General features: G+C 48.6%; 11 protein-coding genes. 4 read left to right on the top strand and 7 right to left on the bottom strand.

Annotation, left to right across the window (positions count from 1 at the left end):
• Positions 1-1248, top strand: a complete 1248-nt coding sequence (gene ftsW, locus BFJ94_RS09630; protein WP_120462474.1) for a putative lipid II flippase FtsW — start codon at positions 1-3, stop codon at positions 1246-1248.
• A gap of 39 nt (positions 1249-1287) precedes the next feature.
• Here ftsW and BFJ94_RS09635 read toward each other — a convergent pair whose 3' ends face one another.
• Entirely contained in the window at positions 1288-1725 is a 438-nt protein-coding gene (locus BFJ94_RS09635) for a hypothetical protein (RefSeq protein ID WP_162944224.1), read from the bottom strand.
• 239 nt (positions 1726-1964) lie between these two features.
• Positions 1965-2327, bottom strand: coding sequence for an Asp23/Gls24 family envelope stress response protein (locus BFJ94_RS09640; RefSeq protein ID WP_068781950.1), 363 nt, complete (start codon positions 2325-2327; stop codon positions 1965-1967).
• A gap of 168 nt (positions 2328-2495) precedes the next feature.
• On the opposite strand from BFJ94_RS09640, the gene cax reads away from it, so the two are divergent.
• Entirely contained in the window at positions 2496-3575 is a 1080-nt protein-coding gene (gene cax, locus BFJ94_RS09645) for a calcium/proton exchanger (protein WP_120462476.1), read from the top strand.
• Between the two features lie 84 nt (positions 3576-3659).
• Here the strand turns inward: cax and BFJ94_RS09650 are convergent, their stop codons facing one another.
• From BFJ94_RS09650 to BFJ94_RS09670, 5 genes are all read right to left on the bottom strand, one after another.
• Positions 3660-3950 (bottom strand): Fpa/YlaN family protein, encoded by a 291-nt coding sequence (locus tag BFJ94_RS09650; RefSeq protein ID WP_120462477.1) that lies wholly within the window; start codon positions 3948-3950, stop codon positions 3660-3662.
• A gap of 182 nt (positions 3951-4132) precedes the next feature.
• Positions 4133-4384 (bottom strand): HPr family phosphocarrier protein, encoded by a 252-nt coding sequence (locus BFJ94_RS09655; RefSeq protein ID WP_120462478.1) that lies wholly within the window; start codon positions 4382-4384, stop codon positions 4133-4135.
• A 358-nt stretch (positions 4385-4742) separates the two neighbouring features.
• A complete protein-coding gene (locus tag BFJ94_RS09660) occupies positions 4743-5858 on the bottom strand; it encodes an aminopeptidase (RefSeq protein WP_120462479.1) in 1116 nt (371 codons plus the stop codon).
• Between the two features lie 133 nt (positions 5859-5991).
• Positions 5992-6828, bottom strand: coding sequence for a hypothetical protein (locus BFJ94_RS09665; protein ID WP_120462480.1), 837 nt, complete (start codon positions 6826-6828; stop codon positions 5992-5994).
• A gap of 141 nt (positions 6829-6969) precedes the next feature.
• On the bottom strand, positions 6970-8961 hold the full coding sequence (locus BFJ94_RS09670) for a diguanylate cyclase (RefSeq protein ID WP_120462481.1): 1992 nt from the start codon (positions 8959-8961) through the stop codon (positions 6970-6972).
• A gap of 491 nt (positions 8962-9452) precedes the next feature.
• On the opposite strand from BFJ94_RS09670, the gene rpsD reads away from it, so the two are divergent.
• Positions 9453-10052: a 30S ribosomal protein S4 gene (gene rpsD, locus BFJ94_RS09675; RefSeq protein ID WP_120462482.1), complete on the top strand. Its 600-nt coding sequence runs from the start codon at positions 9453-9455 to the stop codon at positions 10050-10052.
• Between the two features lie 235 nt (positions 10053-10287).
• The gene (locus tag BFJ94_RS09680; protein WP_120462483.1) at positions 10288-13383 is read left to right on the top strand and encodes a transglycosylase domain-containing protein; all 3096 of its coding nucleotides are present in this window, start codon (positions 10288-10290) and stop codon (positions 13381-13383) included.
• Positions 13384-13452 lie beyond the last annotated feature (69 nt).

Below are 13452 nucleotides of genomic sequence, written 5' to 3' on the forward strand. Positions count from 1 at the left end.
ATGAAAGACAGCCAAGAAAGACCTAGACGCGGAACGCCCGATTTCCAACTGCTCATCCTTACATTATTACTCGTTGGATTCGGAATTGTCATGGTGTTTAGCTCCAGCTCCAGCGTGACTCAATTTAGCGATAAATTCAATTACAATCCATTCTATTTTACGAGAAAGCAAATTATTTTTGCCGCTATCGGCGTCATCGGGATGTTCGTCACTATGAATATTCCGTATGAGAAGTTCCGGAAGCTGTTTGCTCCGGTATTCATATTAGCTATCATTCTGTTAATGATCGTTCCCTTCATGAACAAGATCAATGGGGCCAGCAGTTGGCTCCAGATCGGCTCGCTCGGCATCCAGCCGACTGAGCTGGCCAAGATCACGACGATTATGTATCTGGCGGCCTTGATCTCCAAGAAGGGAGAGCGATTCCGGGACCTGAGAACCGGTTATATTCCGGTTATGGTTATCGTCGGCTTCGTCGCCGGACTGATCATGCTGCAGCCGGATTTAGGCTCCTGTATGATCCTCGTAGCTACAGCCGGATTGATTATTCTTGCTGGCGGGGCTAACATGAAGCATATTCTCGGATCGATTGCGCTGCTTATTTTCGGTGCCAGCATCGTCATCGGGATCAGTGCGCTCTGGGACAAGATTAACCCCGGATCGCCCGGTGAGACGAGCAATCAATACCAGGTTGCCCGGATCAAGGCTTATCTCGATCCTTGGGCCGATCCGCAGCATACCAGCTATAACCTCATCCAGTCCCTAACCGCGATGGGCCATGGGGGAATGACGGGAACCGGTTTCGGGCAAGGGATTCAGAAGCTGCACTATTTGCCGAATGCTTATAATGACTTTATATTCTCGGTCATCGGCGAGGAGTTCGGCTTTATCGGAACTTTTATATTCCTGCTTTTCTATCTATATTTCATCTGGAGGGGACTGCTTGTCTCCCTGCGCTGCTCCAGCGCCTTCGGAACGTTGTTAGGGGTCGGCATTATGGGACTCATCGCCATTCAATCCTTCATCAATATCGGTGGGGTCACCCGTACGATTCCAATTACCGGGGTTACGCTGCCGTTCATCAGTTATGGTGGTTCTTCACTAGTCGTCATGCTGGTAGCGATGGGCATGGTGCTTAGCATTTCCAGGGAATCCTCTTCGCCTGCAAAACAAGAAAGAACCAAATCGGTCGTGGTGAAGGAAGCTTCGGTGTTCGAACGGAACCAGCGCCGCAACCGTCATATGTAAAATGAGTAAGAGGGGCGATCAGCCCCTCTTATTATTTACTCAAAACCCGTCATCTCCGATTGCAAGCGCAGTGAACGTAATAGGACCGATGATTTTAGCACTGGACAAAGGATTGCGGTCTTCTACAATTAACTGATAGTTCTGTACTCCAAGCGGAGCCGTATCGATCATTTGCACCGAAACTAGTGAGAAGCGGTCTACTCCATTAAAGGCATTTCCAGCCAATCCATAGTAAATTTCTGTTCCCGCTCTCCAGATCCGTACAAGAACCTCGGGGCTGTCCACTAACGACTGATATCCTAAGGTCGCTGTAAGCTCCACTTTGTTCGTGAAGGAAGCCGGGTTGGCTGGATCAATGAAGACGGAAGTCGTAGCGATTGAGACACCTGCAGGCGAATGCGGTACCGGGATGTTAACTCCATTCGAGATCGGGGTAACTACCGTTGAATTGTAATCGATGATTTGTTTAGCCATCATGTTCATCTCCTTTCTCAGGTCATACTCTACTATATGAATATTCCAGAGAAATGCATGAACTAGTATCATTTACTATAAACACATTTTTACCATTTTTCTAAGTGTCGCTCCATATAAACTAAAAAAAGGACTGCCGGATACCATCCAATTCCGCAGTCCTTTTCTAATTAAATTTTGAAAGCCTGATAGTGTCGTGTCAAAAACTATGTAATCCATAACCTTGATATCCAATCAGCCAGTTATGCTTCATCGTCTTTAAAAGCTACACCTTCAACCTTCACATTTACTTCAACGACCTTAAGACCGGTCATGCTCTCCACCGCTTCCCGCACATTCTGTTGCAGCATACGGCAAACCTCATGGATTGGAGTTTCATAAAGCACGATGATCCGCAAATCGATCGCAGCTTCTAATTGACCGACTTCTACGGTAACGCCCTTTTGTACGTTTTTACCGCTTAGCCGTTTTGCCCAACCTTCCGACAATCCTCCGGACATTGCAGCAATACCCGGTGTTTCCAAGGCGGCCATACCAGCGACTTTGGACACAACATCGTCTGAAATCTTAATCATACCCATATCTAACTGCAGTTGCTCGGTCATGGTAATCCCTCCTTCAAGCTACTTAACTTTATTTTAAATGGTAATACCTCGTAAAGCAAATATAGACCGTTACATTCATTTGAATTATAATCATCAATTGTTGGAATATTAATGGAGAGTTACGTCGTCTTTCCATTATTCAAATCTGGATAACTGAGGTGCAGCTTCATGAAAAAATTAGTATCGCCCGGATTACTCATTCTATTCTTCCTGCTCAGCGCAATTGGACACTATGCCCACTGGTCCGACACGCTACAATTCGCCATCTCCGCTATAGCGGTTATTTTTGTGGCTGGATTCCTCGGCAAAGCGACCGAGAGCGTAGCTCATTACGCCGGGCAGCGGCTGGGAGGATTTCTGAATGCAACCTTCGGTAACGCGGCAGAGCTCATCATCGGAATTCTACTCGTCCGTGAAGGCATGTTCGATACCGTAAAAGCGAGCATCACCGGATCGATTATCGGTAATCTGCTGCTTGTACTCGGACTTAGCCTGTTCGCCGGCGGATTGAAACACAAGGTTCAGCGCTTCAATGTTCCGCTCGCCAACATGAACGGATCATTGATGATCGTGTCTGTCATCGCCCTATTCATTCCGGCGATCTTCCTGCAGACTCATGTACTTCATGAAGACGACCGCACCACCCTGAGCCTTGTCGTAGGCGGAATTCTGATCATCTCTTATATCCTCTGGCTCGTCTTCTCTATGATTACGCATAAGAAATACTTGAGTGATGTGGCAGAGAGCCACAGGCTTGAGAATGAAGAACCGGAGGAGGAGCATGGGCCCGCCTGGTCCAAAAAGAGCTCCATCCTCTATCTGGTCATCGCCACGATTATGGTCGCCTTCGTCAGTGAATGGCTCGTCCATACCCTGGATACATTTACTGAGAAATTTGGCTTGAGTGAAATTTTCGTAGGTGCCTTCGTCGTTGCCATCATCGGGAATGCAGCCGAACATAGCGCCGCTGTGCTGCTCGCCATGAAGAATAAAATCGGGGCTGCCGTAGAGATTGCTATTGGGAGCAGCCTGCAAATCGCCCTGTTCGTCGCGCCGGTACTTATCTTCGTCAGCCATCTGTTCGGCAGACCGATGGATATCGTCTTCACGATCATCGAACTGGCTGCCATCGGCGTATCCGTCTTCATCGCCAAATCGATCACCCAGGACGGCCAGACCAACTGGTATGAAGGACTATTGCTGCTCGCCGTCTATGCGATCCTCGGTGTATCCTTCTACCTGGTCTAGACCTTCGACCACTTATTCATGTAAATACAAAAATAAAGCGCAGACCTCGGAGCAACCGAATCTGCGCTTTATAGATTATCGACATTAAACTCCTCTGTTATTCATCGCCTCATACAGGGAAGCCAGATTCCGTTCCAGTCTGCTTATGATCTGCTTACCCTCCTGCTCCTGTACCAGGCCAGCGCGCACTGCGTAGTCCACCTGTCTGGAGAAACCATACATCTGGGTATCTAGAACTTCCTCATAGAGAGGGCAATAACGAGTAGCGAGATTCTCCATCTGTACTTCGATCAGTTTCTCTATTTTATCAGCATCTTCCTTCAGAAGATTTAGCGCTTTGAGATTTATTTGCTCCTGTATATCAGATGAAGTCATTGTTTCTTCCCCCCTATGTCCTTATCACTCATCAACTCTATCCTTAATATTAGACGAAATTCAGGGCCAATACAAGAACCTCTCCAAATAATCAGTCTCTGAAAAAATTATACGCTAAAATATGATATATATACAAAAAAGCACTCCCGCCCGTAGGAACAGAAGTGCTTCCATGTATTGACTTATTCAGCCACGACCTGCACGTTCAAACCATGTTTTGCAAACACTTCTGCTACAGCCTTCTTAGCTTCGTCCGCATCCGGTCCATGGACATGCAATTGATAGTCCTGCGTATTTACGAGTGTAGTGAAAAGTCCAAGAATACTCTTAACATCGATGTACTTGCTGTCCGCCTGCAACACGATGGAAGAAGTGAATTTACCAGCCGTTTGTGCAATTTCAACAATCGCTTGATTATTCTTATTAGTTGCCATAGGGATCCCTCCGCGTTCGTTACTATGGAATTATTACACTATTATGATACCTTGAATCCGCTTTCCAGGCAAGGAATTTCCTCTCAGTAAGATTGTCAAAAAGTACGCCTTTGATCCCGAAGTAATTCAAGGAGTGGACTCGACATCGAATCTTGAACTCAGCAGGGTATTCCGGTGCTCTCGTACACACTACGTACGCTCCGCTCCTCATACCCTGCTTCATCCAACCTTCTCGGGGCTGAAAACCGAACTTTTTGACCTCGATCTTAATTAAGGTTGTTCAATAAATTCCACTTTTGATCCCGAAGTAATTCAAGGAGTAGGTTCGACATCGAATCTTGAACTTCCTTCCGTCCGTTTACTTCAGGTTCTCAGGGTTCAGGCCCAGAAGCTCCGGCAGCACAAATATCCCGTCCTTACGGATCAATACATCGTCGAAGTAAATTTCCCCACCGCCGTATTCAGGACGCTGGATCAGCACCAGATCCCAGTGAATCGAGGAACGGTTGCCGTTATCTGTCTCATCATATGCTTGACCCGGTGTAAAGTGAAGGCTGCCGGCGATTTTCTCGTCGAACAGAATGTCCTTCATCGGATGAAGGATATACGGGTTGAAGCCGATCGCAAATTCACCGATATATCTCGCTCCTTCATCAGAGTCGAGAATATCATTAAGACGGGCCGTATCATTGCTTGTCGCTTCTACAATCTTACCATTCTCGAAGCGGAATTTAATATTCTCAAAGGTGATGCCATTGTATAAAGTTGCGGCATTATAGCTGATCGTGCCATTGACCGAATCACGTACCGGCGCGCTATATACCTCACCATCAGGAATATTCTTCTGTCCAGAGCACTTCTCCGCCCCGATGCCTTTGATCGAGAAACTAAGATCTGTGCCTGGGCTTACGAGACGAACCTTGTCCGTACGCTTCATCAGATCCGCCAGCGCGTCCTGGGCACGATCCATCTTCGCATAGTCAAGATTACATACATCAAAATAGAAGTCCTCGAACGCTTCCGTACTTATATTGGCCAGCTGCGCCATACTTGCATTAGGATAGCGGAGCACAACCCATTTGGTATGCTTCACGCGCTGCTCGCTATGAACCGGATGCTGATAATAGGCGTTATACAATTTCATCTTCTCTTCCGGTACATCCGACATATCATTCACATTCGATCCAGCACGGATCCCGATATAGCAATCCATCATTTTCATTCTGTGCAGGTCATACTCGGCCCACGCCTTGATGCCCTCTTCAGTAGCATACTTCAATTGCGCGCTCTGCAGCGCTTTGTCCGTCAATTCGACGAAGGCATGTCCGCCCTTCTTGCCGACCTCTTCGACAATCGCTTTAATTAAATCACGCTCATCGCCGATCATCTCGATAAGCACATTCTCTCCAGGTTGAACATCGACGGAATAGCCCACAAGATTCTCGGCTAATTTTTGAATTCTAGGGTCTCTCATTATACTGCTTGCGCCTCCTCATCACATAATGGACATCACTGCCCATTACCATACAGAATCCCATTTGTTGAACAATGGTTAATTCTTCATTATTGTACCACTATGGACCCGCTAAGTCAGCACATCTGCAGTGTTACTTGATCTTCGAGAACTGATTGTCTGTATAGAGAACTTCATGCTCAGTAATTCCCAGCAGATTAGGATAGGATAGCCTGGTCTCGGATACCAGCCTGGCTGGCAGCCCGGTCTTGCGGTTAATGGTCAAATAATACAGAACCTTGGCATCCGCCCGATCCAGCATCTGCTCCAATTGCTTATTCCCGTTCGCCCATAAATTACTCACTTCGGTCTTCATCTCAGGCGAGCGCTTGGAGCCGATCCGCTCCAGCTTATTGCTCCAGTCAGAGCGAAGCCCCTCCATCTCAACCGCCAGCTTCGCCTTCAGCTGCTGCTTGGCCACCTCAGGATCAAGCTCGATCCGCAGCACCTTCGTGCCTCGGCCAGCTCCCTTCTCTAGCGTAATACTCTTCTTGTCCGCCTTACGGATATCCTCTAATTGATCGAGCGGGTTCAGCCGGGCGATCCCACGGGTATAAGCGTCCGCTTCGGAGGAAGCCGCCATCCAGACTCCCCCCTTCCAGCGTAGATTAGCTTCAAGGCTCTGCCCCGCCTTAACGCCCGCAGTCTGCAATCCGGATTTCTGCCCCTTCGGCAGCACGGCGCGCATTTTTAGCTCATGATGATCGCTCAGTTCACCTGTATAAGCGAAGCTATCCTCAATCTTCTCCTGCTTCCCGCGAGTCAGAACTGCATTTCCCTGGAACGTTAAATGCTCATGTCCCGCCAGCCCAGCATAAGTAAGATCGAACCATTCCTTCGCCGTCTTCGATTCCCCGACCTGGCAAGCGGACAAAGACATAGCCAAGCATACTATAGCAGTCAATTTAGCAACCGATAACCGTATTCTCATCTATATCAAACTCCTTCTACTGCAAGCTTATAGAACGTATTGGTGTTGCAGTAGTAGGCTTTCCTTCCCTGACAAAAGTATTCATTATACCAAAGGAGGAACGTCCGTCTGGCCGTCCCTCCTTCTGCTGCAACGAACCTTCTATATCTCCGGGTTCAGACCGATATGCGTCTGGTTCCGGCCGTTGTTCTTCGCTTTGTATAACGCCATATCCGCATAATAGAACAAGGATTCAACGCTGATCTTCTCGCTGTCCCGAGTCCACTCGGCGATCCCGCAGGAGACCGTCACCTTGGGATCGGTCTCACTGGCAACCCGCAAGCGAATCGTCTCAGCGATTTGATAGCCGCTCTCAACATCGGCACCCGGCAGGTAAATGGCCAGCTCCTCGCCTCCCCAACGGGCAGCGATATCCGTCTTGCGGATCGTGTCCCTAATTATCGAGCTGACCTGCTTCAATATTTTATCGCCAATTTGGTGTCCATAGGAATCATTGACCCCCTTGAACTGGTCGATATCGACGATAATCAGTGATCCGCCATCATCCTTGCCTTGATGCTTCTGCACCGACTCATTCAGGTAATGCCGCGCGTACAGCTCGGTCAACATATCGCGGTTAGCCATTCTGCGCACCTCGGCATGCAGCGAGGCGTTGGCGATAGCCAGACCGATATGCTGGGTAAGCACCTGCAGCAGCTTGTAATTATCATAGGAGAAGAAACGCTCCTCGCGATGGGCCAGCATGATCGCACCGTTCACCTCACCTCGTACAATGATCGGTGCAGCGATCAGCGAGCGCGACTTGGTCTCCTCCATGAGCTTGGACGATATTTTGCCGTAGGCCTGGTAATCCGAGAGGATAATCGGTTCACGTGTGGAATAGACCAATCCGTTGAAGCCGTAGTCCTTCGGGAAGAATTCCTTGAACAGCCCGGGAACATTCGAAGACATAATCTCAAAGCAATCGTTGACTTGATCGAGTTGCGAAATACAGCAGTATTCCGCCTTGAAGATCGACAGCAGTTCCTCAGTAGCAAATTTGAACACTTCCTTGAGCCGCAGGCTCTGATTCAGTCGCTTGACCAGTTCATTAATCAAACGCAGCTCACTGATCAGTAAGTTCGACTGCTCATACAGCTTGGCATTCTCAAAGGCCGTCCCGGCCGTATCTCCGAGGATTCTGATCAACTGCAAATCGGCTTCCTCAATCTCATCGCACAGGAATAGATGCAGCACGCCATATGTACCCTGCTTCCCGATTAACGGAACGGCTATCTCGGTATAATTGGCCCCGTCAGCTCTCTGCTTGTCCTCCCACAGCATCACTCCGTCCATGAAGGCTCTGACGCATATGCTGTCATGCTCTCCCTGCAGCTGCAGCGTTCTGACCCGCGGGTCCCGGCTTGGATGATCCTGAGACATCAATAGCTCTGCCCGAGCCTCGGGGTACATCCCTGCAATCCGCTCGAATACTTCCTTCAGCACCGAATCGACGTCGATCTTGTCGGAGAGCCGCTGGATGACCTGGAACAGCATAGCACGCCGTTGCTCCTCGCGCTTCGCTTGATTCTGGGCATTCAACAGATCTTCTACGAACAGCGCCTCAAAGCGCTTATAGAAGCAGGTCATCAAATGCTGGGCTGCCGTGCTTACCATCATCTGAGCAAAAGCAAACTGGCTCTCGGAAATCTCCGTAATATAAAAGCCTAATATAGCAAATGTCTCATGGTTATGACGCGTCTTGACCGGCGATAGAACATAAGCACCTGCATCCTCTGTAACGAGCATCGTCGTTTGCCGTTCCAGGGCCGCAGCCAGGCCACTAGTTATAATAGGTTGATTATCATCATTAAGCTGGATAAGCGGTTGAGACATTAGAATAGCTCCGAGATGGTTGGCAAGGAACCAACCTGCTTGATAGGGTTCAGGAAAAGTGGGCTGCTGCAGGAGCAAGTCCGAGTAGGATTCCTTCAGCAGTGAATCGAGGTATGGGAAATCGAAGTCATTAATATCAAGCCGCTCCAGCCAGTTCTTCTGTCTCGTACTATCTTCCCCTTCAGTCCTCAGCGGCAAAGGCAATTCTGAATTTGCTCTGAACGTCATCGTCACGTCATCGCGTGATTGTTCTGCCATAGTAAAAAGCTCCTTTTCACTGCCGTCCCAGCAGCGACTTAATATACAACGAAGCTATAATGACTCTGCCCGGAGTAATGAATATCACATAATATTGTTAATTATAATAGTTGTTTCAAAAAAATAAATTTCCTGAAGTTTGCTATCATTGTTCATTCTACTATCAAATTTGCCATTTTGCATTAAAATTCCTTCATTTTGTCCCATGTTTTTGGGACTAATGCCCTATCGACAATTTTCACGCTTTTTAAACAAAAAGCTTGACTTGACATTTGATAGCTATTTCATATAATATTTATTGTTGATTAAGACTGGATAGAGTCTTACTTAGGGCATACCACATGCGACCACCCTCTCGGATTTTGTTGCTGACAGGACAGCGGCTGAACTTTCTTGTCAGAGAGCGTATCTATCCATCGCCCGAACAAACAAAATCCGCGCAAAATAGAACCCTATCATTAAATTTAAAACAAAAAGGAGTCTATTATACAATGGCACGTTACACTGGTCCTAAATTTAAACTCAGCCGCCGTCTTGGCATTTCCTTGAGCGGTACTGGCAAAGATTTGAAACGCCCTTTCCCTCCGGGACAACATGGTCCTAACCAACGGAGAAAAGTAAGCAACTACGGTATGCAGTTGATGGAGAAACAAAAACTGCGTCATATGTACGGTTTGGGCGAAAAGCAATTCCGTACTTTGTTTGAAAAAGCACAAAAAATGCAAGGTATTGCCGGTGAAAACTTCATGATCTTGCTGGAAAGCCGTTTGGATAACCTCGTATATCGTCTTGGCTTCGCTAATTCCCGTGCAGGCGCACGTCAATTGGTATCCCATGGACATATCACTGTTAACGGCAAGAAGGTAAACATTCCTTCCTTCCGCGTAAGCCTGGGCGATGTAATCAGCCTTCGCGAAAGAAGCCGCGGCCTGTCTTCTGTTAAGGAAGCTTTGGAAAACCGCTCGCATCTTCCAGCATATATTGAGTACAACGACAACGCAATGGAAGGTAAATTCATTCGTTTGCCTGAACGCGCTGAATTGTCCCAAGATATCGACGAGAAGCAAATCGTCGAATTCTACAACCGTTAATATTCACTTGCTGATCGAGCTGCCCCAAGGTCTTCGCGACCCTGGGGCAGTTTTTTATGATGGCGTCCACTGTTAACCCCGCCTTGCTCCCCTCCCGATTAACTCATTCTCCCTTTAGTTTTGCATAGTTATTAATTTGTCATAACCCATGATCTGGAGCCGACAATAAAGGTGAAAAAACAGTCATTTCCTTATTTTTATGCTATAATGTTGCTGTTATAAAGGAGGATACTGCATGGTTCATGAGAACGATAAAAGCTCCGGACGAGACCAAAGAAAAGGAATCTCACGGAGTAACAAGAGCGAGAAGAGCAAGAAGCCTTCCCGTAAGCGCAGTAAGTGGCGTTGGGTCTGGACAGCGTTCAGCGTTCTAATACTGCTTATTATTGCTGGAGTTCTCTTTGCAGGGGGGGCCGTATTCGGCTATGTAACCTCTATCGTTAAAGATGACCCTGTACGATCACGGGAAGACATTGAGCAGAAAATCGCATATAACGAAATTACCGGATTCGCCTATTTCCGCAATGGCGAACCGATCGGTCAGCTTCGTACGGAAGAGGATCGACGGCCGATCAGCACCGAGGAAATTCCCGCTACCGTTATCGATGCCCTGCTGGCTATCGAGGATAACCATTTCTATACCCATAAGGGAGTTGACTACAAAGGCACGATGCGCGCCGTCAAAGAGAAATTGCTGAATGAGGACGTGCAGACCGGTGGCAGTACACTGACACAGCAGTTGGCACGCCGCGTCTTTCTGAATCTCGATCGTACCAGCGACCGTAAAATCAAGGAGATGCTGCTCGCACTCCGCCTGGAGCGCTTCCTGTCCAAATCGGAAATCCTGACCGCGTATTTGAACAAGGTGCCGTTCGGCAACGGTTCTAACGGCTATCAAGTGTACGGTATTAAGGCGGCAGCCAAAGGTATCTTCAATATTTCTAATCTGAATGATCTGAATATCGCCCAAGCCGCATACTTGGTCGGTTTGCCACAGCTGCCATCCAGCTATTCTGCGTATAACGGCAAAGGCGAATTTAATCCGGATGCCTTCGAACGGGCGATGAAGAGACAGCGCCTTGTTCTGCAGCGGATGCTGGAAGAGAACAAAATATCTAATGAGCAATATCAAGAAGCGCTCGACTTCGACATCAAAGGGACACTCGCTCCGCAGACCAAAAAAGCGTACGAGACCTTCCCATACCTCATGCTGGAAACGGAGCGCCAAGCGGCCATCGTCATCGCGATGATGAACAATCCGGAGATGAGCAAAGAGGAAGTTTCCAAAAACACACAGATGATCGAGGAAGCACGTCAGGAGTTATTAACCGGAGGCTACCGGGTATACACCACGATTGATAAGAAAGTATATAACTCCATGCATAAGGTGTCGGATAATGCCGATAACTTCTCCCCTTTCAGCAAGACCAAAGGGCTTGAGCAGGTTGCCGGAATTATGCTCGACAATCGCAGCGGTGCGATTCTCGGCATGATTGAAGGCCGGGATTTCTACACCGAACAGATGAACTATGCGACGCAGATGGTCCGTCAGCCGGGTTCAACCATGAAACCGATCGCCGCCTATCTGCCAGCGATGGAAGCCGGACTAATCCAGCCGGCCAGCATTATCGATGATTCGCCGATGATACTGCGCGACTATCAGAAGGGATATCATATTCCAGTGAATGCTAGCGGAGGCTATAAAGGTCTGGTAACAGCCCGCACAGCTCTGAATGAATCACGCAATATCCCTGCATTAAGGGTGTTTAACGAGGTTGTAGGGATCGAGAAGGCTTGGGAGTTCTCAAGAAAGCTCGGGATCACCACTTTAGATGAAAAAGACAACGGAGCGACGACAGGCGTGCTTGGCGGGCTTACAAGAGGGGTTACCGTCGAGGAGCTATCCAACGCTTATGCGGCGATCGCCAACGGTGGCGAGTTCACCGACTCCTATATGATCGAGAAGATCGCCGACTCCAAAGGGAAGATCGTATACAAGCATAAAGTAGAGCCGCAGCGCGTCTTCTCCGAGCAGACCGCCTATCTGATGACGGATATGCTGCGTACCGTTATTACCGATGGTACAGGTAAATCGATCAGATCCTCGTTCAAGAATTATGGCAAAATTCCAGTTGTCGGCAAAACCGGGTCTACGCAAAATTATGCCGATGTCTGGTTCATGGGATACACTCCGGACGTTACGCTCGGAATATGGATCGGCTACAAAGAGCCGGCGAATACTCTGTCTACAGCCGGCAAATCCCGGGCACGTTCGATTTGGGCGCAGGTCATGAATGAGGTGACAGAGAACGAGAAGGAACTGTTCGTTACGCCTAAATTCACCAAACCCGAGGGTATCGTATCCAAGACGGTCTCCGGCTATAGCGGCAAGCTACCGACGGAGTTAACCAGGGCTGCAGGCAAGCTGGTCACCGACATCTTCAATGCGAAGTATGTGCCGACCGAGCCCGATGATGTATTAGTACGGATGAAATATATCACCTATGAAGGCATCAATTATATACCACAGGAGGCCACCCCTTCCGATATGGTTCGGGAGAAGGTTGTGGTAAAGCGAGCCAAACCGATCAAGGAATTGATCGAAGAGCTGCAGCATGCTTTCTCTGTTATGAAGGGCAAACGTAGATCCTTAGACTACTATATCCCTAGAGATGCTGGAGAAGACGCACCGAGCAAGATCGATCCGCGAGTCGATGACGGTGCTGCGCCAGCAGCCCCTGCGAACGTCAAGCTGGCCGTTGAGAATGGCGTATCCATGATTAGCTTCAGCAAGAATAGCGAGCAGGATGTCGTAGGGTATCGCTTATACCGTTCCACAGACGCCATTACTTACCAATACACCGGTAAGGCTGCGCTGGCTGGCGAAGCTACCCAGATCTCCGATCCTGGCGGATCGGCACTCGCTTATTATGTAACGGCAGTCGATGTGGCCGGTAAGGAATCCGAGCCGAGCGCTATCGTGAGCAGCGCCTGGATCCCCGATCAGACCCTTCCGGGAGAGGAGCAGCCAGGAGATTCGGAGGATGCATCCGGTGAGCAAGCCCTGCCAACCGCCCCCGTTCAGGTTAATATCCAGGGGGAAAAGGGACAGTATACCGTGAGTTGGGCAGCCAATGCAGCTGTTGATCATGTAACAAGCTATGGAATCTTCTATTCCGATGCTGCGGACGGAAGCTACTCGAATATAGGCTCCACGCCGGGAACCCAGTTCAGCTTCCAGAGCGAAGCGAACAGCGGCTGGATCAAGATTATCGCCTATAATAGTGCAGGGGAATCCATCCCATCGTCACCAGCGAAATTCGGCAGCTAAAGTCGATATCAACAGAGGGTTCCAGGAGGACATGTCTCATGTCTTCCTGGAACCCTCTTTATTTAGCAA

Origin of the sequence: Paenibacillus aceti (genome assembly GCF_003614185.1) — a bacterium.
GTDB classification, from domain to species: Bacteria; Bacillota; Bacilli; order Paenibacillales; family Paenibacillaceae; genus Fontibacillus; species Fontibacillus aceti.